General features: G+C 73.1%; 16 protein-coding genes and 1 pseudogene. 8 read left to right on the top strand and 9 right to left on the bottom strand.

Translation table 11 applies throughout. The annotated features are described in order from the left end of the window. Positions 1-76: 76 nt before the first annotated feature. From OG776_RS10230 to OG776_RS10220, 3 genes are all read left to right on the top strand, one after another. Positions 77-1,546, top strand: coding sequence for an amino acid permease (locus OG776_RS10230; RefSeq protein WP_329320206.1), 1,470 nt, complete (start codon positions 77-79; stop codon positions 1,544-1,546). A gap of 61 nt (positions 1,547-1,607) precedes the next feature. After that, positions 1,608-2,090: a macro domain-containing protein gene (locus tag OG776_RS10225; RefSeq protein WP_329320204.1), complete on the top strand. Its 483-nt coding sequence runs from the start codon at positions 1,608-1,610 to the stop codon at positions 2,088-2,090. 149 nt (positions 2,091-2,239) lie between these two features. Continuing rightward, positions 2,240-2,716, top strand: coding sequence for a hypothetical protein (locus OG776_RS10220; RefSeq protein ID WP_148012187.1), 477 nt, complete (start codon positions 2,240-2,242; stop codon positions 2,714-2,716). A 174-nt stretch (positions 2,717-2,890) separates the two neighbouring features. Here OG776_RS10220 and OG776_RS10215 read toward each other — a convergent pair whose 3' ends face one another. After that, positions 2,891-4,390 (bottom strand): M1 family metallopeptidase, encoded by a 1,500-nt coding sequence (locus OG776_RS10215; RefSeq protein ID WP_148012186.1) that lies wholly within the window; start codon positions 4,388-4,390, stop codon positions 2,891-2,893. A 216-nt stretch (positions 4,391-4,606) separates the two neighbouring features. On the opposite strand from OG776_RS10215, the gene OG776_RS10210 reads away from it, so the two are divergent. Then, positions 4,607-6,568 (top strand): Xaa-Pro dipeptidyl-peptidase, encoded by a 1,962-nt coding sequence (locus OG776_RS10210; RefSeq protein WP_329320201.1) that lies wholly within the window; start codon positions 4,607-4,609, stop codon positions 6,566-6,568. Between the two features lie 71 nt (positions 6,569-6,639). Here the strand turns inward: OG776_RS10210 and OG776_RS10205 are convergent, their stop codons facing one another. Continuing rightward, positions 6,640-7,611: an FAD-dependent oxidoreductase gene (locus OG776_RS10205; protein ID WP_410093258.1), complete on the bottom strand. Its 972-nt coding sequence runs from the start codon at positions 7,609-7,611 to the stop codon at positions 6,640-6,642. A 245-nt stretch (positions 7,612-7,856) separates the two neighbouring features. Between OG776_RS10205 and OG776_RS10200 the strand changes: the two genes are divergently transcribed. Continuing rightward, positions 7,857-9,497: an ABC-F family ATP-binding cassette domain-containing protein gene (locus tag OG776_RS10200; RefSeq protein ID WP_148012184.1), complete on the top strand. Its 1,641-nt coding sequence runs from the start codon at positions 7,857-7,859 to the stop codon at positions 9,495-9,497. A 425-nt stretch (positions 9,498-9,922) separates the two neighbouring features. On the opposite strand, the gene OG776_RS10195 is transcribed toward OG776_RS10200, so the two are convergent. Continuing rightward, complete coding sequence (locus tag OG776_RS10195; RefSeq protein ID WP_148012183.1) at positions 9,923-12,316, bottom strand: Tex family protein; 2,394 nt, start codon at positions 12,314-12,316, stop codon at positions 9,923-9,925. Between the two features lie 88 nt (positions 12,317-12,404). After that, positions 12,405-13,271 (bottom strand): SCO6745 family protein, encoded by an 867-nt coding sequence (locus OG776_RS10190; protein ID WP_329320198.1) that lies wholly within the window; start codon positions 13,269-13,271, stop codon positions 12,405-12,407. Between the two features lie 125 nt (positions 13,272-13,396). Here OG776_RS10190 and OG776_RS10185 point away from each other — a divergent pair. Beyond that, a pseudogene (locus tag OG776_RS10185) lies at positions 13,397-14,349 on the top strand (GlxA family transcriptional regulator). 17 nt (positions 14,350-14,366) lie between these two features. After that, on the top strand, positions 14,367-15,002 hold the full coding sequence (locus OG776_RS10180; protein ID WP_329320196.1) for a DJ-1/PfpI family protein: 636 nt from the start codon (positions 14,367-14,369) through the stop codon (positions 15,000-15,002). On the opposite strand, the gene OG776_RS10175 is transcribed toward OG776_RS10180, so the two are convergent. Further along, positions 14,989-15,759, bottom strand: coding sequence for an enoyl-CoA hydratase/isomerase family protein (locus OG776_RS10175; RefSeq protein WP_148012180.1), 771 nt, complete (start codon positions 15,757-15,759; stop codon positions 14,989-14,991). The genes OG776_RS10180 and OG776_RS10175 overlap by 14 nt on opposite strands. Before the next feature lie 311 nt (positions 15,760-16,070). Between OG776_RS10175 and OG776_RS10170 the strand changes: the two genes are divergently transcribed. Beyond that, positions 16,071-16,577 (top strand): ATP-binding protein, encoded by a 507-nt coding sequence (locus tag OG776_RS10170; protein ID WP_148012229.1) that lies wholly within the window; start codon positions 16,071-16,073, stop codon positions 16,575-16,577. A gap of 30 nt (positions 16,578-16,607) precedes the next feature. Here OG776_RS10170 and idi read toward each other — a convergent pair whose 3' ends face one another. The 4 genes from idi to galE all read right to left on the bottom strand — a co-directional run bounded on the left by idi (position 16,608) and on the right by galE (position 21,050). Continuing rightward, positions 16,608-17,201 (bottom strand): isopentenyl-diphosphate Delta-isomerase, encoded by a 594-nt coding sequence (gene idi / locus OG776_RS10165; RefSeq protein ID WP_148012179.1) that lies wholly within the window; start codon positions 17,199-17,201, stop codon positions 16,608-16,610. A gap of 616 nt (positions 17,202-17,817) precedes the next feature. Next, positions 17,818-18,582, bottom strand: a complete 765-nt coding sequence (locus OG776_RS10160; protein ID WP_443077247.1) for a class I SAM-dependent methyltransferase — start codon at positions 18,580-18,582, stop codon at positions 17,818-17,820. A gap of 410 nt (positions 18,583-18,992) precedes the next feature. Further along, positions 18,993-19,931: a cation diffusion facilitator family transporter gene (locus OG776_RS10155; RefSeq protein ID WP_148012178.1), complete on the bottom strand. Its 939-nt coding sequence runs from the start codon at positions 19,929-19,931 to the stop codon at positions 18,993-18,995. Between the two features lie 141 nt (positions 19,932-20,072). After that, positions 20,073-21,050, bottom strand: coding sequence for a UDP-glucose 4-epimerase GalE (galE, locus tag OG776_RS10150; protein WP_329320193.1), 978 nt, complete (start codon positions 21,048-21,050; stop codon positions 20,073-20,075). Positions 21,051-21,189 lie beyond the last annotated feature (139 nt).

Genomic DNA, 21,189 nt, shown 5'->3' with positions numbered 1-21,189 from the left:
CAGGGGAGGTACGGGCCGCGACATGTCCGGACCCGCGTGCACAGTGCGCCGGGCGCACCAGAGAGTGGATCCACCCGTGAGCAAGGACGCCGTAGACACGGCCAAGGCCACCGCATCCCGTACCGACGCCGCCCGCCCGCCCGCGGACGCGGGCGACGCCGGCTACAGCAAGGCCCTCAAGCCACGCCACGTCAACATGATCGCCATCGGTGGCGCGATCGGCACCGGACTCTTCCTGGGCGCGGGCGGCCGCCTCCACACCGCGGGCCCCGCGCTGGCGATCGCGTACCTCGTCTGCGGAACCTTCGCCTTCTTCGTCGTGCGCGCCCTCGGCGAGCTGGTCCTCTACCGGCCCTCCTCCGGGTCCTTCGTGTCGTACGCGCGAGAGTTCCTCGGCGAGAAGGGCGCCTACGTCGCCGGGTGGATGTACTTCCTCAACTGGTCGACGACCGGTATCGCCGACATCACCGCGATCGCGCTCTACACCCACTACTGGAGCTTCTTCACCGACATCCCGCAGTGGGTGCTGGCCCTGATCGCCCTCGCGGTGGTCCTGGCCGTCAACCTGATCTCGGTCAAGATCTTCGGCGAGATGGAGTTCTGGTTCGCGATCATCAAGGTCGCCACCCTCGTCGCCTTCATGCTGGTCGGCATCTTCCTGCTGGCCACCCAGCACGACGTGGACGGCCGCAAGCCCGGTCTGAGCGTCATCACCGACCACGGCGGCCTCCTCCCGCACGGCCTGATGCCGGTCGTCCTCGTGATGCAGGGCGTGATCTTCGCATACGCGGCCCTGGAACTGGTGGGTGTCGCGGCCGGCGAGACCGCCGAGCCCCAGAAGGTCGTGCCGCGCGCGGTGAACTCGATCATGTGGCGCGTCGGCCTCTTCTACGTCGGCTCGGTCGTGCTGCTCGCGCTGCTGCTCCCCGGCTCGGTCTACTCGGCCGACGAGAGCCCCTTCGTCACGGTCCTCTCGAAGATCGGTGTCTCGGGCGCCGGTGACGTCATGAACCTGGTCGTGCTCACCGCGGCGATGTCCTCGCTGAACTCCGGCCTGTACTCCACCGGACGCATCCTGCGCTCCATGGCGACCGCGGGCTCCGCGCCCCGGTTCACCGCCCGGATGAACCGCAGCCAGGTGCCCTACGGCGGCATCCTGCTCACCTGCGCGGTGTGCGTGCTCGGTGTCGTCCTCAACTACCTCATGCCCGACCAGGCCTTCGAGATCGTCCTGAACGTGGCGTCGCTGGGCATCATCAGCACCTGGGTGATCATCATGATCTGCCACCTGGTCTTCGTCCGCCGCGCCAGGGCCGGCCTGCTCACCCGTCCGTCCTTCCGCCTCCCCGGCAGCCCCGTCACGGAGACCGTGACGATCCTCTTCCTGCTGTCCGTGCTCGCCCTGATGTGGGACGACCCGGAGGTCGGCCGCAAGACCCTGCTGCTCATCCCGGTGATCGCGGCCCTGCTGGTCGGCGGCTGGTTCGCGGTCCGCCGCCGGGTCGAGAGGACCGCGGAGGAGGAGCTCAGCGGTATGACGAGGTAGCGGCCCGCCGCCCGGCGGTCGTACCGCGGGCGTTGTCAGACCCCGCTTCTACGGTGGCGTCATGTCGGAGATCACGTATGTCCGGGGTGACGCCACCGTTCCGTCGGCGGGCGGCGTCAGGCTGATCGCTCATGTCTGCAACGACATCGGGGGCTGGGGACGCGGCTTCGTGCTCGCGCTCTCTCGTCGCCGGCCGGAGCCCGAGAGGGCCTACCGCGCCGGGTACCGCGGCCGCGCATCCAACGACTTCGGGCTGGGTGCCGCTCAGTTCGTCCAGGTCGAGCCGTCCCTGTGGGTCGCGAACCTGATCGGCCAACGGGGCATCCGGAGCCGCGGCGAGGGGGTGCCCGTCCGGTACGAGGCGATCGACACGGCGCTCGGACGGCTCGCGGACCGGGCGGCCGGGCTCGACGCTTCCGTCCACCACATGCCCCGCATCGGCTGCGGCCTGGCGGGCGGCACCTGGGCGCGTGTGGAGCCCCTCGTGACCGGGCGGCTGGCGGCACGGGGGATCGCGGTGACGGTGTACGGCCACGACGGGTGACGACCACGACGGGTGACGGCCACGACGGGAGACCGCCACGGCGGGTGACCGCCGCGTGGGACGGTCCTGGAGCGTGGCCGGTTGTCGATTTCGGCCAACTGTGGCGGGCGCGGGCTTGGTCCGTACCGGTGAGCGGGTACATCACGGTCATGGATCGCGTCCCGTACCCGATCGGCCCGCTCGACCCGAAGGTTCGGGATCTGCTGCTCGCGTTGCCGCTGGTCGCCCTCGTCGGCCTGCTCGTCGCCCGTGCCCTGCCCCGGGTGAACCGGCTGCTCACGGCGCGGCGCGACGCGGACGACTGCACCGGGGAGCGGTCCGAGGCCGTGCGCGCCCGCGCCGAACGTGAACGCGCCCAGACCGAGGCGCTGCTGGCCGAGGCCCCGCGCGACACCGTCCGGATCCGGCCGCGGGTCCCGTCCCAGGCCGCTGTCGTGAACCTCCAGACCCGGCAGGCCGCGCCGCGCGCCCACGACGCCGCCCCGGCCGGGGACCGTGCCCGGAACGACGCCGACCGCGCGGCCGCCGAGGTCGAACTGCGCATATCGGTGTCCGAACTGGCCTCGAACCTGGTGAGCCGGATCGTGGGGGAGGGACTCGGCGCCCCCGCGGAACAGGGCGGCTGAATCCTGTCGTCACCGCGTGGGCCCGGTCGCCGGACCCGCGGGGGGCCGCCCGTGTCCGGGACGGCTCGCACACCTTGCGACGGCCGGCCGGCCGGCCGGTCGGCCGCCCGCCCCGGACGGGACGGACGGCCGACCGAAAAGCGCACCGGACCCCGGCGGGCCGCCGGGCCGCGCTCAGCCGGAGTGCACGGAGTCGGTCGCCTCGATCTTCTTCCACGACCTGGGCCGCGCCGGAATCGTCTTCGCGGTCCGCGCCCCGGCGAGCGAGACGCCCCGCGCCGCGGGTCCGGCCGGCTTCGAGGGCTGGAACAGCCAGGTGTCGAAGAGGCCCGCGAGGGACCGGCCGGAGACCGCCTCGGCGTACGTGCGGAAGTCCTCGACCGTGGCGTTCCCGTACGGGTGCTGCTTCGGCCACCCCTTCAGCACGGTGAAGAACGCGTCGTCCCCGATCTCGTCGCGCAGCGCCTGGATCGCCAGCGCCCCGCGGTCGTAGACGGCGGTGTCGAACTGGTTGTCCGGGCCGGGGTCACCGGGCTTCACGGTCCAGAAGACGTCGTCCGCAGGGTGCGACGCGTACGTGTAGTCCGCGAGCTCCTGTGTCGTCCCCTCGCCCTCGTGCTCCGACCAGAGCCACTGCGCGTACCGTGCGAAGCCCTCGTTGATCCAGATGTCCTTCCACCCGGCCAGTGACACGTCGTCGCCGTACCACTGGTGCGCCAACTCGTGAACGACCACAGAGGTGTTGGAGCCGTTCGCGAACTGCCGGGGGCTGTAGTAGACGCGCGTCTGCGTCTCCAGCGCGTACCCGGTGGTGGTGTTCGGGACGTAACCGCCCACCGAGTTGAAGGGATACGGCCCGAAGTAGCCGGTCAGCCAGTCGACGATCTCCCCGGTCCGCTCGACGCTCGCCCGCGCGGCCCCGTCGTTGTCGCCGAGGTCCTTGCTGTACGCGTTGACGACCGGAACCCCGTCGGAGGTCGTCCCGGTGGTGAGGTCGAACCTGCCGATCGCGAGCGTGGTCAGATAGGTCGCCTGCGGCTTGTTCGAGCGCCAGTTGTAGCGGGTCCAGCCCAGCCGCGAACTCGACGACTGGAGCGTGCCGTTGGAGATGGCCTGGGTGCCGTCCGGCACGGCCACCGAGACGTCGTAGGTCGCCTTGTCGCTCGGGTGGTCGTTGCTCGGGTACCACCACCACGCCGACTCGGGCTCGTCCGCCGCGACGGCGCCGTCCGGGGTGCGGTGCCAGGTCGAGAAACCGTAGGCGCTCTTCGTCGAGGGCACTCCGCTGTAGCGGACCACCACCGTGACGGGCGTGCCCTTCGGCAGCGGGGTCGCCGGCGTGATCTCCAGCTCGTGCCGGCCCGAGGCGGCGAACGAGGCCTTCGCGCCGTTGACCCGCACCTCGCTCACGTCCAGCAGGAAGTCCAGGTCGAAACGTGAGAGGTCCTGTGTGGTGGTGGCCGACAGGGTGGCCGTGCCCTCCAACTCGTCCGTCGTGGGCCGGTAGGTGAGCCGGAGGTCGTAGTGCGAGACGTCGTACCCGCCGTTGCCGTAGGCCGGGTAGTAGGGGTCGCCGATGCCCGGCGCCCCGGGGGTGTAGTCCGCCGCCGAGGCCGGGACGGCCAGCAGCAGGGCGGCGGCGAGCGCGCCCGGGGCGATGAGTCTGCGATGCACGTCAAGCTCCAAGTCGTGGGGGCACAAAGTCTGTTCGGAGCCTATTGAGTCCCTGTGACCCCGATCGTGTCCATGGCCACCCCTGTCACACGATCGCCATTCGGCCGACACCTTTCGCGGGCGGCCCGCACCCCTTCGGCCCGTCCCGGGGCCTTCTTCCACCGGCCCTCCAAGTGCCCCCTTTTGCACAGGAGTTGACCGGGGTACCGTCCGCGCATGCCGATACCAGCGCGCCGCAGGCGCTTCACGACCTGGAGATCGCTCGCGACGGTGGCCACGGCCGCACTCATGGCCGCCTTCCTCACCCCCGCCGCCGCGCACGCCGCCGTGCGGGAGAGCGCCCCGGTCTACTCCTACGACAACGCCGTCCGCGAGTCCGTCTGGGTGGACACCGGCCTCGACGGCGACGGAGACGGAAGGAACGACCGCGTCGCCGTCGACATCGTGCGACCCCGGGAACCCGCCCAGCAGGGCCGCAAGGTGCCCGTGATCATGGACGCCAGTCCGTACTACTCCTGCTGCGGACGCGGCAACGAGAGCCAGCTCAAGACGTACGACGCCCACGGCGACGTCGTCCAGATGCCCCTCTTCTACGACAATTTCTTCGTACCCCGCGGCTACGCGGTCGTCGGCGTCGACCTGGCCGGAACCAATCGCTCCGACGGCTGCGTGGATGTCGGGGGCCGCTCCGACATCCAGTCCGCGAAAGCGGTCGTCGACTGGCTGAACGGCCGGGCCAGGGCCTACACCACCCGTACCGGCGCCGACCGGGCCAGGGCCACCTGGACCAACGGCCGGACCGGCATGATCGGCAAGAGCTGGGACGGCACCATCGCCAACGGAGTCGCGGCCACCGGCGTCGAGGGTCTGAAGACCATCGTGCCGATCAGCGCCATCTCCTCCTGGTACGACTACTACTTCGCCCAGGGCGCCCCGCTCTACGACTCGGGCCCCGACTGGCTCTCCGACTACGTCGACAGTCCCGACGCCCGGGCCAGGTGCGCCGCCGTCCAGCAGAAGATCGTCGCGGGCGCCCCGCGCACCGGCGACTGGACGCCGTTCTGGACCGAGCGCGACTACGTGAAGGACGCCGGCAAGGTCCGGGCCAGCGTCTTCCTCGTGCACGGCATGCAGGACCTCAACGTCCGCACCAAGAACTTCGGCCAGTGGTGGAGCGCCCTCGCCAAGCACGGCGTCGAACGCAAGATCTGGCTCTCCCAGACCGGTCACGTCGACCCGTTCGACTACCGCCGCGGCGCCTGGGTCGACACCCTGCACCGCTGGTTCGACCACGAACTCCTCGGCTACGACAACGGGATCGACCGCGCCCCCATGGCGGACATCGAACGCCATCCCGACCAGTGGGTCACCACGTCCGTCTGGCCGCCCCGCTCCACCCGGACGACCACGCTCCGTCCCGGCACCGGCGCCCAGCAGGGCGTCGGCACCCTCGGACTGCGCAAGGGCTCCGGAACGGAGACGTTCACCGACGACCCGTCCCTGAGCGAGACCGACTGGGCGGCCCACGTCGACCGGTCCACCGCGGAGAAGGCCGGGTTCGTCACCAGGCCGCTGACCGAGGACCTGCGGCTGTCCGGCTCCTCCGCGGTGACGGTCACCGCGACGCCGACCACCTCCACCGCCCACCTCAGCGCGGTCCTGGTCGACCTCGGCGCCGACACCATCCGGGACTACGCGGGCGGCGGCGAGGGCATCACCACCCTCACCGACCGGACCTGCTGGGGAGCCAGCACCGCGGGCGACAGCTCCTGCTACAAGGTCACCGCGGCGGCGACGACCGCCGTCGACGCCACCGTCCTCAGCCGGGGCTGGGCCGACCTGGGCACCTCCGCCTCGCCGCGCAAGGGAGTACCCCTGATTCCCGGCAAGGCCTACACGATCACGCTCGACCTGGCCCCCACCGACCACGTCGTGCCGGCGGGCCACCGGCTCGCGCTGATCGTCGCCGGCACCGACCGGGATCTCATCGACCCGCCGTCGAGCACCCCGAGCCTGACACTCGACCTGGCCCGAACCTCGGCGCGGGTCCCGGTGGTCGGAGGGGCCGAGGCCTTCGGCAGGGCGACCGCGGGGACCGGCAGGGCCGCCGGCCCGGCCGTCCACGAGGGCGTACGCGATCCGGGCACCGCCCGCCGGATCCCGGGCGACCGCCACTGACGGCACCCCGGACCCGGACCGGGGCCGTACCGGTCACTCACCGGTACGGCCCCGGTCGTATCCCGGGCGGTTCAGGGCGTCGTGACCCGATCCCCGTCCGTGACGAGCGCGGCAGCCTCCAGGGCGCATCCCCAGGCCACGGTGACGCCCGCGCCGCCGTGGCCGTAGTGATGCACCACGACCGGCCCGTCTGCCCGTACCTCGCGTTCCAGTCGCACGGAGGCGCGCGCCGGCCGCAGCCCCACCAGATGACCGAGGACGCGCGCCCCCGCGATCTCCGGGCGCAGGGCGCCGCACCGCTCGATGATGGCCGCGGCCACCGCAGGGTCGGGGGTGAGCGACCAGTCGTCCTCGTCGCCGGTCCCGCCGAGCACCAGCCGGTCCGGCTGCGGGAAGACGTACGTACTCGTCCCGGTGACGTCGTCGGTGGCGACGATCCAGGAGTCGAGCCCCGGGTTCTCCGTGATCACGAGCTGTCCCCGCACGGGCCGGACGGCCGGGTCCGGGACCAGCGTCCGTGCCCCCAGCCCCGTGCAGTTGACGACGACCGGCGCCGGCACCCGGGCGAGGTCGGTCACCGTCCGGATCTCGACGGTTCCGCCGGCTGCGGTGAGCCTCTCGCACAGCCGGCGCAGATACACCGGCATGTCGATCAGCGGCAGTCGCGCGCGCAGCCCGACCCCCGCGTACTCCTCGGCCGTGGCCGCGCGCAGCCCCGGTACCCGGGCGGCCCAAGGGGCCTGACCGTCCAGCCGGGCCCCGGCCAGGACGCCGTCGGCCATGCGCACGCCCGTGATGTCCGGTCGCGCGGCCAGCTCCTCGTACACGGAGAGCGACGCGAGCGCCCATGCGCCGACGAGCTCCTCGGGCTCGATGCGGTACGGCCACCACAACGCGCCGGCCACCGCGGAGGTGGCCCGCTCGGCGGGCTCCCGCGTCCACACCCGCACCCGCAGGCCGCGCTCGGCCAGGACGACGGCCGTCGTCAGCCCGATGACACCGCTGCCCACCACGATCACGTCGTCGCCCCGAGCGTTCTCCACGCCTCGGGACGCTAGCGCACCAGCCCCCGCCGCGCTCACCCCCTGCGGACGTACGGCTCGGGCCGGGCGGACGTACGGCTCGGCGGACACGCGGCCTGGTCGTCGTGCGGCCCGGTCGGTGTGTGGCTCGGTCGGTGTGTGGCTCGGTCGCGGGCGGACCCGGGGCAGGACCCGCCCACGGGTCCGCGGCGCCGGGAATCCGGGGTCCTCGGACGGTCGGCCGGGCCGTTAGGATCGGCGTCCTGATGACTGCCACCCTCGTCGCCAAGAACCTCGCCGCCGGACACGGCGACCGCTCGCTCTTCACCGGGCTCGACCTCGTCGTCGCGCCCGGCGACGTGATCGGGCTCGTCGGTGCCAACGGCGCGGGCAAGTCCACACTGCTGCGGCTGCTCGCCGGGCTGCTCACCCCCGAGCAGGGAGAGCTGCGGCTCTCCCCGCCGTCCGCCGCGGTCGGACACCTCCCGCAGGAACCGGAGCGCCGGGACGGCGAGACCGTACGGGCCTTCCTCGCGCGCCGCACCGGTGTGGCCGACGCCCAGCGAGTGATGGACGAGGCGACCCAGGGACTCGTCGACGGCGCTCCGGGCGCGGACGACGCCTACGCCGAGAGCCTGGAGCGCTGGCTCGGCCTCGGCGGTGCCGACCTCGACGAGCGGGCGGAGGAGATCGCCGACTCCCTCGGACTGGCGGTCGACCTGGACCAGCCCATGACGGCCCTGTCCGGCGGCCAGGCCGCCCGCGCGGGCCTGGCCTCGCTGCTGCTCTCCCGTTACGACGTCTTTCTGCTCGACGAGCCCACCAACGACCTCGACCTGGACGGCCTGGAGCGGCTCGAACGGTTCGTCTCCGGCCTGCGCGCGGGCACCGTCGTCGTCAGCCACGACCGCGAGTTCCTCACCCGCACGGTCACCAAGGTGCTCGAACTCGACCTCGCGCAGCAGCAGATCACGCTGTACGGAGGCGGCTACGAGGCGTATCTGGAGGAGCGGGACACCGCCCGTCGGCACGCCCGCGAGGACTACGACGAGTACGCGGACAAGCGGTCCGCCCTCGAAGGACGCGCCCAGATGCAGCGGTCCTGGATGGACAAGGGCGTGAAGAACGCCCGGCGCAAGGCGAACAACGACAATGACAAGATCGGCCGCAAGTTCCGCAGCGAGGCCAGTGAGAAGCAGGCCGCGAAGGCCCGCCAGACACAGCGCATGATCGAACGGCTCGACGTCGTCGACGAGCCGCGCAAGGAGTGGGAACTGCGCATGGAGATCGCGGCTGCGCCGCGCTCCGGAGCCGTGGTCGCCACCCTGCGCGACGCCGAGGTGCATCGCGGCGACTTCACCTTCGGGCCCGCCACGCTCCAGATCGACTGGGCGGACCGGGTGGCCGTCACGGGCGCCAACGGCGCGGGCAAGTCGACCCTCCTGGGAGCCCTGCTCGGCCGCGTCCCGCTGGACGCCGGGCACGCCGTCCTCGGGTCCGGTGTCGTCGTCGGCGAGGTCGACCAGGCCCGGAAGCTCTTCCACGGCCCCGAGTCCCTGCTGGACGCGTTCTGCGCGGCCGTTCCCGACACCGAGCCGGCCGAAGTCCGCACGCTGCTCGCCAAGTTCGGGCTGAAGGCGGACCATGTGCTGCGTCCGGCCGCGACCCTCTCCCCGGGTGAGCGCACCCGTTCGGCACTGGCCCTGCTCCAGGGGCGCGGGGTCAACCTCCTCGTCCTCGACGAGCCGACCAACCACCTCGACCTGCCCGCGATCGAGCAGCTGGAGTCGGCCCTCGACAGCTATGAGGGCACGCTGCTGCTGGTGACCCACGACCGCCGCATGCTCGACGCCGTCCGCACCACGCGCCGTCTGGAGGTGGCCGCGGGCAAGGTGACGGAGCGCTGACCGGCCCGCCCGGACACCGCGCTTCCTCGCGACAGCCCTCGCCGCACCCCCGTCCGCGCCGCGCACGCGGTCCGCGCCGCGCACGCCGTGCGGGCGCGCGGACGCGATCCGGGAGGCCCGGCACCCCGCTCCCGGACAACCCGCCGACGGCACCCTGCCGGTGACGACCCGTGAACCGGCCGTACGGTCACTCCCGAACGGGCCGTGCCCGCATCTCGGACGAGTCGCGCCCGCGCTCCGGACGGGTCGTGTCCGTGCTACGGACGGGTCGCGCCCGCGCTCCGGACGGGTCGTGCCCGTGCCACGGACGGGTCGTGCCGCGCAACGAACCGGTACGTGCCCGCGCCCCGAACGGGACGCGGGCACGTACGCGGTGACGGTCCCACCGCACTGCTCCCCGGTGGTTCAGCCCTGCCGCTCCGGGGTCAGCGCCTGCCCTTCTTCGGGTCCACGAGCCCCGCACGGCGCAGCGCGTCGGCCATCGCGCTGTTCGCGGGCGGCGGCGAGGCCTGCCGCGCACCGCCCCCGCCGCCCGAGCCGCCGCGCGCCTGACGCTGCTGCCCGCGCTGCTGCGGAGGCCGTCCGCCGCCGCGCTGCGGGCGTCCGTCGCCCTGCTGGTCCTGCGGGGCGGCCTCGTCGTCCAGACGCAGCGTCAGCGAGATCCGCTTGCGCGGGATGTCGATGTCGAGCACCTTCACCTTGACGATGTCGCCCGGCTTCACGACGTCCCGCGGGTCCTTCACGAACGTCCTGGACATCGCCGAGACGTGGACCAGACCGTCCTGGTGGACGCCGATGTCGACGAAGGCGCCGAAGGCGGCCACGTTCGTGACGACCCCTTCGAGCACCATCCCGGACGTCAGGTCGGAGATCTTCTCGACGCCCTCCTTGAACGTGGCCGTCTTGAACGCGGGCCGCGGGTCACGGCCGGGCTTCTCCAGCTCCTTCAGGATGTCCGAGACGGTCGGCAGACCGAACGTGTCGTCCACGAAGTCGGCCGGGCTGAGCGAGCGCAGCACACCGGTGTTGCCGATCAGGGTCGCGACCCCGCCGCCCGCCGACTTCACCATCCGGCGCACCACGGGGTACGCCTCGGGGTGCACGCTGGACGCGTCCAGCGGGTCGTCGCCGCCGCGGATGCGGAGGAAGCCCGCGCACTGCTCGTACGCCTTGGGGCCGAGCCGGGCCACGTTCTTCAGGGCCGTACGGGAGCGGAAGGGGCCGTTGGCGTCGCGGTGCGCCACGATGTTCTCGGCGAGCCCCGACGTGATGCCGGAGACCCGGGAGAGCAGCGGGGCGGACGCCGTGTTCACGTCCACGCCCACGCCGTTCACACAGTCCTCCACGACCGCGTCCAGGGAGCGGGAGAGCTTCACCTCGGAGAGGTCGTGCTGGTACTGCCCGACGCCGATGGACTTCGGGTCGATCTTCACCAGCTCGGCCAGCGGGTCCTGGAGCCGGCGCGCGATGGAGACGGCGCCACGCAGCGACACGTCCATGTCGGGCAGCTCCTGCGAGGCGAACGCGGACGCGGAGTACACCGACGCCCCGGCCTCGGAGACCATCACCTTGGTGAGCTGCAGCTCGGGGTGGCCGGCGATGAGTTCACCGGCGAGCTTGTCGGTCTCGCGGGACGCCGTGCCGTTGCCGATGGCGATCAGATCGACCGCGTGTTCCTTGGCGAGGCGGGCGAGCTTGGCCACGGCCTCGTCCCACCTGTTCGCCGGTACGTGGGGGTGGATGACGTCGGTGGCGACGACCTTGCCGGTCGCGTCGACCACGGCGACCTTCACGCCCGTGCGGAAGCCGGGGTCCAGACCGAGCGTCGCGCGGGTACCGGCCGGGGCGGCCAGCAGCAGGTCACGCAGGTTCGCCGCGAAGACGTCGACCGCCTCGTCCTCCGCGGCGGTGCGCAGCCGCAGCCTGAGGTCGATGCCGAGGTGCACGAGCAGGCGGGTCCGCCAGGCCCAGCGCACCGTGTCCTGAAGCCACTTGTCGGCGGGACGGCCGCGGTCGGCGATCCCGAAGCGGTGGGCGACCATCCCCTCGTACGACGAAGGGGCGGACGGGGACTCGGCGGGCTCCTCGGGCTCCAGGACCAGGTCGAGGACCTCCTCCTTCTCGCCCCTCAGCATGGCGAGGACGCGGTGCGAGGGCAGCTCCTTGAAGGGCTCGGCGAAGTCGAAGTAGTCGGCGAACTTGGCGCCCGCCTCCTCCTTGCCGGCCCGCACCTTGGCCACCAGACGTCCGCGCGTCCACATGCGCTCCCGCAGCTCGCCGATCAGGTCGGCGTCCTCCGAGAAGCGCTCGGTGAGGATCGAGCGGGCGCCGTCGAGCGCGGCCTGCGGGTCGGCGACGCCCTTGTCGGCGTCGACGAAGGCCGTCGCCGCGGCGAGCGGGTCGACCGTCGGGTCGCCGAGCAGGCCCTCGGCCAGCGGCTCCAGCCCCGCCTCCCGGGCGATCTGCGCCTTCGTGCGCCGCTTGGGCTTGAACGGCAGATAGATGTCCTCCAGGCGCGCCTTCGTCTCCGCGCCCCGGATCCGCGCCTCGACCTCCTCGGTGAGCTTGCCCTGCTCGCGCACCGATTCGAGGATCGCCGTACGCCGGTCCTCCAGCTCCCGCAGATAGCGCAGCCGCTCCTCGAGGGTGCGCAGCTGCGCATCGTCGAGCATCTCGGTCGCTTCCTTGCGGTAGCGGGCGATGAAGGGCACCGTCGAGCCGCCGTCGAGCAAGTCGACGGCGGACCTGACCTGCCGTTCCCGTACGCCGAGCTCCTCGGCGATCCTGCTTTCGATGGACCCTACGAGGGGTGTCGTCACGATCCCGTACCGCCTTCTCCACTGAGGTTGCGCGGCAATTGTGGCAGGTGACACCGACAACGGGGGATCAGGGCGCCGATCGGGGGTGTCAGCCCTTGCCGGTCATGCCCTCGGGGAACGCGCCGGCCGCGAGAGCCGTCATCAGCAGTCCCTTCGCCAGTTCGGTGAGGCGCTCCACGCCCGCGGCGCCCAGATGCTCGTACGGGGCGCGGTCCAGCTGGTCCGTCCGGGCCTCGATCTCCTGGCGCAGCGCGACACCGGACGGCGTCAACTCGCCCTCCGCGTCGAGCAGTCCGCGCCCGTGCAGCCGCTCGACCGCCGCCTCCCAGTCGGTCCGCGACCAGCCGCGGGTGCCCAGCGCCCACTTCGGGGCCATCCCCTTGCCGGTCGCGGTGTGGCTCACCAGCGCCTCGACCGGGTCGAGTTCCGCCGCGAGCAGCACGGCGAGGTGGCCGTCGCCGCGGTGTTCGCGCAGCAGCGTGGCCGCGTGCCAGAGCGCGAGGTGCGGCGCGTCGGGCACGGGCAGGTCCGCGTGCGCGGCGTAGAGCGGACGCGCGGTCCTGGTGCACGCCTCGGCCGCCCGCAGGGCCAGCTCGGCCGCCTCGGCCATCTCCTTGGAGGCGAGCGTCTCCTCGCCGAGCAGCCGGCGCAGCGTCGCGTCGACGGCCCGCGCGCGTGCCGCCAGCACCGTCCCGGGGGAGGCCTTCTCCCACACCGCGGGCACGTGCCGGGCCACGAGTCCGTGGCGGAAGTTGTAGAACGTCGCCGTCACCGTGCCCGGTCCCACCGCCCCCATGGCCGCCGCCCGCACCGCGAAGTACGCGCCCCGGCTGTCGTCGATGCCGACCGCGGCGAGCTCGCGGCCCAGGTCCGGCGAGAAGTAGTGGGTGGAGTGCAGCGGATTGAGGACGTTGTGGCAGCGCCGTCCGGCGCGCTCGGGCAGAGGAGTCGTCATGCCCGCAGGTTACCGACTGGTCGGTACGCGGGGAACCGGTGGGCGCGGAGCCCCGCACGGAGGTGGCAGGAAAGGTGGGATGTCCGTCCTTGCGGCCATCGTGGCGACCGCCAAGAATCGAGGAGATGCGAACCGTTCTGGTCGTCCTCTTCGACGGGGTGCAGAGCCTCGACGTCACCGGGCCCGCGGAGGTCTTCTCGGGCGCCGGGACCTGGCGTGCCGGCGCGTACCGCGTCCGTACCGCCTCCCTCCACGGGGTGGCGGTCCGTACCTCCAGCGGTCTGACCCTCGTCCCCGACGGCACCCTCGCCGAGGCGCCCGCCGCGCACACCCTGCTCGTCCCGGGCGGGCCGGGCACCCGGCAGCCGGACCCCCGGTTCACCGACTGGCTGCGGACGCACGGTCCCCGTGCCGACCGGCTGGTCTCCGTCTGCACCGGCGCGCTGCTGCTCGCCCGGGCGGGCCTGCTGGACGGCCGGCGCGCGACCACCCACTGGGCGTACTGCGACAGGCTCGCCCGGGACCACCCGGCCGTGCGGGCCGACCCCGACCCCATCTACGTACGCGACGGCCGGGTCTCCACCTCCGCGGGCGTCACCTCCGGCATCGACCTCGCCCTCGCGCTCGTCGAGGAGGACCTCGGCCGCGAGGCCGCCCTCGTCGTCGCCCGCCATCTGGTCGTGTTCCTGCGGCGCCCGGGCAGCCAGGCCCAGTTCAGCGCCCAGCTCGCCGCGCAGACGGCCCGACGCGAGCCGCTGCGCGAGGTCCAGCAGTGGATCACCGAACACCCCGGCGAGGACCTCTCCGTCGAGTCGCTCGCCGCCCGCGCCCGGCTCTCGCCCCGGCACTTCGCGCGCGTCTTCCGGCCGGAGACCGGCGTCACGCCGGGCCGGTACGTCGACCGGGTCCGCCTCGAACACGCCCGGCGCCTCCTGGAGGAGACCGCCGACGGCGTCACGGAGATATCCCGCGCCTGCGGCTACGGCACCCCCGGAGGCCATGCCGCGCGTTCCTCCGGGCGCTCGGCGCGGCCCCCGCCGAGTACCGGCGCCGTTTCCACCCCGTACCCACGCACTGAACCGGGAAGGGACCCCGATGCAGATCGCCATCGTCCTCTACGACCGCTTCACCGCCCTGGACGCGGTGGGCCCCTACGAGAGCCTCGGCAGGCTGCCCGGTGCCGGGACCGTCTTCGTCGCCGAACGCACCGGCCCGGTCCGCAACGAGACCGGCGATCTGGCGCTCACCGCCGACCGCTCCCTCGACGAGGTGCCGCACCCGGACATCGTCGTGGTCCCCGGCGGCCCGGGGCAGACCCCGCAGATGGACAACCGGGTCCTCCTGGACTGGCTGCGGGCCGCCGACGCCACGAGCACCTGGACGACCTCCGTGTGCACCGGCTCGCTGCTGCTGGCCGCGGCCGGGCTCCTCGACGGCCGCCGGGCCACCTCGCACTGGCTCGCCCTCGGCACCCTCGCGGAGTTCGGCGCCGAGCCGACCGGGGAGCGGGTCGTCTTCGACGGGAAGTACGTGACGGCCGCCGGCGTCTCGTCCGGCATCGACATGGGACTCCACCTGCTCGGGCGGATCGCGGGCGACGAACACGCCCAGGCCGTGCAACTGCTGACCGAGTACGACCCGCAGCCGCCCTACGACGCGGGATCCCCGCGGAAGGCGCCCGCGCACCTGGTGGAGGAGCTGCGCGGGAGGAGCCGGTTCATCCTGCGCTAGCCGTGCCGGGATCCGGCGTGGTCCAGGTGAACCGTGGCGGGCGGCGCTCCAGGAAGGCGGCGACGCCCTCCGCGGTGTCGCCGCTGCCGCGCGCCTGCCGCGCCCAGTGGGCGTCCCGGTCGGTGCGTCCGTTCGCGAACTCCTTCGCCGACGCCTGCGTCAGCAGCGACCGCGCCGCCAGCACCCGGGTGAACTCCGCGACCCGCTTGTCGAGTTCGTCCTCCGCCAGCACCTCGTCCACCAGACCTGTCCGCAGCGCCCGCTCGGAGTCGATCAACTCGCCCGAGAAGAGCAGGTACTTGGCCGTGGCGGGTCCCACGAGCGAGACCAGGCGCCGGGTCGCGGAGGCCGGGTAGACGATGCCCAGCTTCGCCGGGGTCACCCCGAACAGCGCGCCGGTCTCCGCGAACCGCAGATCGCAGGCGGCCGCGAGCTGGGACCCGCCGCCGACGCAGTACCCGCGGACGGCCGCGAGCGTCGGCTTGGGGAAGGCGGCGAGCGCGTCCTCGGCCCGCACCGCGAGGCCCTGCGCCTCGTCCGCGGAGTCCCGCAGGGCCGAGATGTCGGCCCCCGCGCAGAAGGTGGCGCCCTCGCCGGTGAGCACCAGCGCGCGGACGCCCGGGTCGGCGGCCAGTTCGTCGAGCAGGGGCGGCAGCGCCCGCCACATCCCGGCCGTCATGGCGTTGCGCTTGGCGGGGTGGTGGATGACGACGGTGGCGATGCCGTCGCCGACACTGTGCAGCAGCTGCGGCTCCATACGCCGGATGCTATCCGGGCCGCCGGCGTGCGGGCGGCGCGGGCGGGAAAGGGGGCGAGCGCCTCCGGGGCCCCGCCCGGGCGCGGGTGGGGTTTGCCGCCGGGAGACCCCGGTGGCAAACCCGTACAACCCGAATAGTTCTCGAAGTGGGCACAACAGGGGCAGGACTGGTCACCAGGTCGACCGGTTCGTGCGTCGACGGTCGGAATCCGTCGATAATCGCTGACTTCTGTTCAGTCCTCGGGTCCGGACCAGCGTGTTCCCACACTCGACGTGTGGTGACAATCGAGCGCAAGGGTGGCGACCGGACGATGGAGAACCACGGGCGGGGGTCCGGCTCCCGTCCCGAAGTCGGCGGGGACGGGCCACTCGATCAAAGACCGCCGGGTCCGCTGCCGTACGAGGGGGTGTGGCGGTTCACCGCGCCCGCCGTGGACGCCTCCGTGCCGCAGGCGCGACACGCGGTTCGTGACCTGCTCGTACGGCAGCGGGTGCCCGCCTCGGACGACCTCGTGCAGGGACTCCTGCTGATCGTCTCGGAACTGGTCACGAACGCCGTCCGGCACGCGGCGCTGCTGTCCCCGACGCTGGCCGTCGAGGTCGCCGTCGGGGCCGAGTGGGTGCGGGTCTCGGTGGAGGACAACCACCCCTACCGCCCGACGGCCCTGGAGGCGGACCACGGCCAGACCGGCGGGCGCGGACTGCTGCTGGTACGAGAGGTCACCAAGGAGTCGGGCGGGGTGTGCGACGTCGAGCACACGGCGAGCGGCGGCAAGGTGATCTGGGCGGCCCTGCCGCTCACGCCGGGCGTCGGGTAGGTCCGGCCGGGAAGCGCCCCCGCGGGTCCGTCACCAGCCGGCGGACGGGCCCGTCAGCTCCCTGACCGCCGGACGGGCCGCGTCCAGGACGGTCATGAACCACGACGAGAAGGGGTCCTTCTCGTGCCGCTCGGCGAGCTCGGCGGCGGTCACGAAGGCCGTGTCGCCGACCTCCTCCGCGTCGGGGCGCAGCGAGGCCTGCACCATGCCGACGAAGAGGTGGTTGTACTCCTGCTCGACCAGGCCCGACTCCGGGTCCGGGTGGTTGTAGCGGACCGTACCCGCCTCCGCGAGCAGCGAGGGGGAGACCCCGAGCTCCTCGTACGTCCGGCGGGCGGCGGCCGCGAAGGGGGCCTCGCCGGGGTAGGGGTGGCCGCAGCAGGTGTTGGACCACACCCCGGGGGAGTGGTACTTGCCCAGGGCGCGCTGCTGGAGCAGCAGGCGTCCGCGCTCGTCGAAGAGGAAGACGGAGAAGGCCCGGTGCAGCTGTCCGGGCGGCTGATGGGCGGCGAGCTTCTCCGCCGTGCCGATCGTATTGCCGTCCTCGTCGACCAGTTCGAGCAAGATCGCTTCAACGGTGCCGTTCGACGAACTGTGCGTCGCGGTGGCAGGTGTGATCGGCATACCCATCCTTCGCATCGGTCTTCGAGCCCCAAGTCTGCCGTACGAAACCGGCACTCCCGGCACTTCGCGGCTCCCCGCATGTCCCGCTCCGGACTCCGGGGGCGGGACGGACGGCCGGTCGGCCACGGGCGCCGGACGTGGCCGGACACCTGATCGTGCCCGGTGCCGCGGACGGGGAATCGTCCAGGACGGGGGCCGACAGATGTTCGCCTCGCACTCCCCTCCCGGTTCCTTGACGGGCGCACCGGCCCGGTCCGGCCCGGTCCGGACGCCGTGACCCGGACGAGTACGACGAGCAGCGCACGGCGGATGACGGACGGACCGCACGGCGACGGGGGCGTACGCCGGGTGGCCCGTGCGGCCCGGGTCCGGGCCGGTCCGCGTCCGGACCGGGCGGGTCGTACGCGGTGGGGGCGGGTCGTACGCGGGGGGTGGGTGTTCCACCGGAGGGCGCCGGGTCCGCCGTCGGCACCGGACTCGGGGCATCGTGGCCGTCGGCGTCTCCGTCGGACCGGCCGTCCGGTGGGTCGGTTCGTCGGCTCCGGGACCGTCTCGGGCAGGCGGGCAGGGGAGTGCAGGCGGGCGGGTCCTGGGGCGAACCCGCCCGCCCGTGGGGTCAGCCGGCGTCGGCCGCCGGGCGCAGCACATACCCGACGTAGCCGTACTCCCTGCCGTGCGCGCGGCGCAGGGCGATCTCCGCCCGGGCGTCGGCGACGGCCGCGGCCATGCCCGGCCGGCCGAGGTCGGCCGCGTCCGCGTGGGCTGCGAGCGGCCGGTAGTACTCGTGCCAGTCGGAGTCGGGCAGGAGCACCGTGCCGAGCACCTCGTAGCCGGCGTCCCGCGCGGCCCGGGTGTCCTGCGCGGTCGTGCGCAGCAGGTCCTCCCAGAAGGCGCGGGCCCGGTCGGAGGGCATCTCGACCGTCCACGCACAGTGCGTGAGCACCAGCGTGCCGCCGGGAGCGAGCAGCCGCCGCCAGCTTCGCAGGGCGGTGTCGAAGCCGATCAGATACGCCGATCCCTCGGCCCAGACGAGGTCGAACGAACCGTCCTCGTAGGGGAGTTCGCCCATGTCCGCGCGCACGGCGTGGACGGAGGCGGAGAGGGAGCGGGCCTCGGCGGCCGCCCGCAGTTCGTCGAGGAACGGTTGGTGCAGGTCGACGGCGGTCACCCGCGCCCCGGCCTCCTCGGCGAGCAGCAGCGCGGAGCGGCCGGGACCGCAGCCCAGGTCGAGCACGCGCGGGCGGTCCGGAAGCGGACCGGCGAGCGAGAGCAGATACCGGGTGGTGGCGTCGGAGCCGGGACCCTGCCGGGGAAGCCCGTGGTGCAGGGCGAAGAAGGCCTCGTGGGAGGCGTCGAGGGAGGGGTCGTGGTCGGGGAGCATGGGCAGACCTTCGGATGCGGGGCCCGGACCGCCGAGCACGCCGTACGGCGTGGGTCAGCCGTGGACCCGGAGGACGGGGACACACCTGTCGCCGCGCGCGGTGGCGGCGTACACGACAGTCATCGACCCATCTCCTCCCAGGACGGCCGTCACGCTAGCACCGGCCGGTACGGCCCCGCACTCGGGTATTTCCCGCCCGGCCGACCAGGGGGTTGGGGCCGGGGCCGGGCACCCTCCCCAGCCGGTCAGCCGGTCAGCCGGTCAGCCGGTCAGCCGGTCAGCCGGTCAGCCGGTCAGCCGGTCAGCCGGTCAGCCGGTCAGCCGGTCAGCCGGTCAATCGTCGCCCGTCGCCCGTCGCCCGTCGCCCGTCGCCCGTCGCCCGGGACCCGCACCCCGTCCCGCCCGCTCGCTCAGTGACAGAGCCGTGCCTCGTGCCGCGCGTGTCCGTCCGGCTCCAGCTGGAAGGTGCAGTGCTCCAGATCGAAGTGGTGGCCCAGGCAGTCCCGGAGTTCGAGGAGCACCTTCTCGTGCCGGCGGGCGTCGAGCACGTCCTCGGCGACGACCACGTGGGCGGAGAGGACCGGCAGACCGGAGGTGATCGTCCAGGCGTGCAGATCGTGGACGTCCTCGACGCCGGGCAGCGCCACGATGTGGGCGCGCACCTCCGCCATGTCGACATGCTGGGGCGCCGCCTCCAGGAGCACGTTCAGCGTCTCCCGGAGCAGCTTGCAGGTACGCGGGACGATCATCAGCCCGATGAGGATCGAGGCGATCGGGTCGGCGGCCTGCCGGCCGGTGGCCATGATCACCACCGCGGAGACGACGACGGCCACCGAACCCAGCGCGTCCGCCGCGACCTCCAGGAAGGCGCCGCGCACGTTCAGGCTGTCGCGGCGGCCGCCCATCAGCAGCGCGAGCGAGACCGTGTTCGCGGCCAGGCCGAACAGGCCGATGACGACGGTCGGGCCGCCCGCGGTCGCCGTGGGCGTCACGAAGCGCTGGACCGCCTCGAACAGGACGTAGCCCCCGACACCGAGGAGCAGCAGGCAGTTGGCGAGCGCGGCGAGGATCTCGGCCCGCGCGTACCCGAAGGTGCGGTTGTGGCCGGCCGGGCGGTTGGCGAAGTGGATCGCGAGCAGGGCCATGCCCAGGCCCAGCGCGTCCGTCGCCATGTGCGCCGCGTCCGCGACGAGCGCGAGCGAGTCGGCGAGGACGGCGCCCGCGATCTCCACCGCCGTGACGGCCAGGGTGATCGACAGCGCGACCCGCAGCCTCCCGCGGTACGCCGCCGCGGCGGTGCCGGTCGTCTGCCCGCCGTGCGCGTGCCCGTGATCGTGTCCAGCCCCCATGGAAAGCCGCCTCCCGTCCGCCGCCGCCCGGAGGAACAGTGAACTACGGGTGGGGGGTATCGGGCCAAGGCCGCGCTGAAGACCGTTGTCATCTGCTCTGACCTGCGTGGACGAGACGCAGGTCAGAGCAGGTGAAGATCGTTAATCCTGGGTCGGGGGGTGATGAAGTCGCCATCCGTCCCAGGCCGACGCGACCATCTCGCGCACCCCGCGCCGCGCGCTCCAGTCCAGCTCGCGGGCGGCCAGCGCGGCCGAGGCGACCGCGCGCGGCGCGTCACCGGGACGGCGCGGCTCGACGACCGGCTCCGTGGCGTCACCGCTGACCTCCGCGACGAGCGTGATCAGCTCACGTACCGAGACACCCTCGCCCCGGCCGATGTTCACGGTCAGATCGCCCGTCGCGTCACCCGCGAGCCGGCGGGCCGCCGCGAGATGGGCCTCGGCGAGGTCGGCGACATGGATGTAGTCGCGGACGCACGTGCCGTCCGGCGTCGGATAGTCGCCGCCGAAGATCCGCGGGGCCTCGCCCCGGGTGAGGCGGTCGAAGACCATCGGGATGACGTTGAACACCCCGGTGTCGGCCAGCTCGGGCGCGGCCGCGCCCGCCACGTTGAAGTAGCGCAGGCAGACCGTCGCGATGCCGTGCGCCCGGCCCGCCGCGCGCACCAGCCACTCCCCGGCGAGCTTCGTCTCGCCGTACGGGCTCATCGGCGCGCAGGGGGTGTCCTCCGTGATGAGGTCCACGTCCGGATTGCCGTACACGGCCGCGGACGAGGAGAAGAGGAACCGCCGCACACCCGCCTCGGCCACCGCCTCCAGGAGCGTCGCGAGCCCGCCCACGTTCTCCTGGTAGTAGCGCGTGGGCTGCTCCACGGACTCGCCGACCTGCTTGCGCGCCGCGAGATGCACCACACCGGTCACTTCGTGCTCCGCCAGGACCCGCTTGAGCAGGTCCCCGTCCAGGGACGAGCCCCGGACCAGCGGGATGCCCTCCGGGAGCCGCCGCGCCACCCCGGCCGAGAGGTCGTCCAGGGCGACCACGCGCTCCCCGGCCTCCGCCATCGCCCGCGCCACGTGTGCCCCGATGTATCCGGCCCCGCCGGTGATCAGCCATGTCATGGACGACCACCCTATGCCGGACCCGGCGCCCCGTCCGTCCTGCCGTGATCCGGACCGGTGCGCCGGTTCTCGTACGCAATGCCCCCGATGGTCCGGTCTGGGGCCGCGGTTTGTCGCGCGGACCCCGGATCACCGATGA

It is taken from the genome of Streptomyces sp. NBC_01689, assembly GCF_036250675.1.
In the GTDB taxonomy this organism is placed as follows: Bacteria; Actinomycetota; Actinomycetes; order Streptomycetales; family Streptomycetaceae; genus Streptomyces.
This window is presented reverse-complemented; position numbering and strand designations above follow the sequence as displayed.

What these genes read in the sequence shown, in the direction of transcription:
- OG776_RS10155 (WP_148012178.1), bottom strand. Translation starts at nt 19,931, where the DNA reads ATGGGGGCTGGACACGATCACGGGCACGCGCACGGCGGGCAGACGACC.
- OG776_RS10175 (WP_148012180.1), bottom strand. Translation starts at nt 15,759, where the DNA reads ATGGAGCCGCAGCTGCTGCACAGTGTCGGCGACGGCATCGCCACCGTC.
- OG776_RS10180 (WP_329320196.1), top strand. Translation starts at nt 14,367, where the DNA reads ATGCAGATCGCCATCGTCCTCTACGACCGCTTCACCGCCCTGGACGCG.
- galE (WP_329320193.1), bottom strand. Translation starts at nt 21,050, where the DNA reads ATGACATGGCTGATCACCGGCGGGGCCGGATACATCGGGGCACACGTG.
- OG776_RS10170 (WP_148012229.1), top strand. Translation starts at nt 16,071, where the DNA reads ATGGAGAACCACGGGCGGGGGTCCGGCTCCCGTCCCGAAGTCGGCGGG.
- idi (WP_148012179.1), bottom strand. Translation starts at nt 17,201, where the DNA reads ATGCCGATCACACCTGCCACCGCGACGCACAGTTCGTCGAACGGCACC.
- OG776_RS10220 (WP_148012187.1), top strand. Translation starts at nt 2,240, where the DNA reads ATGGATCGCGTCCCGTACCCGATCGGCCCGCTCGACCCGAAGGTTCGG.
- OG776_RS10190 (WP_329320198.1), bottom strand. Translation starts at nt 13,271, where the DNA reads ATGACGACTCCTCTGCCCGAGCGCGCCGGACGGCGCTGCCACAACGTC.
- OG776_RS10160 (WP_443077247.1), bottom strand. Translation starts at nt 18,582, where the DNA reads ATGCTCCCCGACCACGACCCCTCCCTCGACGCCTCCCACGAGGCCTTC.
- OG776_RS10200 (WP_148012184.1), top strand. Translation starts at nt 7,857, where the DNA reads ATGACTGCCACCCTCGTCGCCAAGAACCTCGCCGCCGGACACGGCGAC.
- OG776_RS10210 (WP_329320201.1), top strand. Translation starts at nt 4,607, where the DNA reads ATGCCGATACCAGCGCGCCGCAGGCGCTTCACGACCTGGAGATCGCTC.
- OG776_RS10225 (WP_329320204.1), top strand. Translation starts at nt 1,608, where the DNA reads ATGTCGGAGATCACGTATGTCCGGGGTGACGCCACCGTTCCGTCGGCG.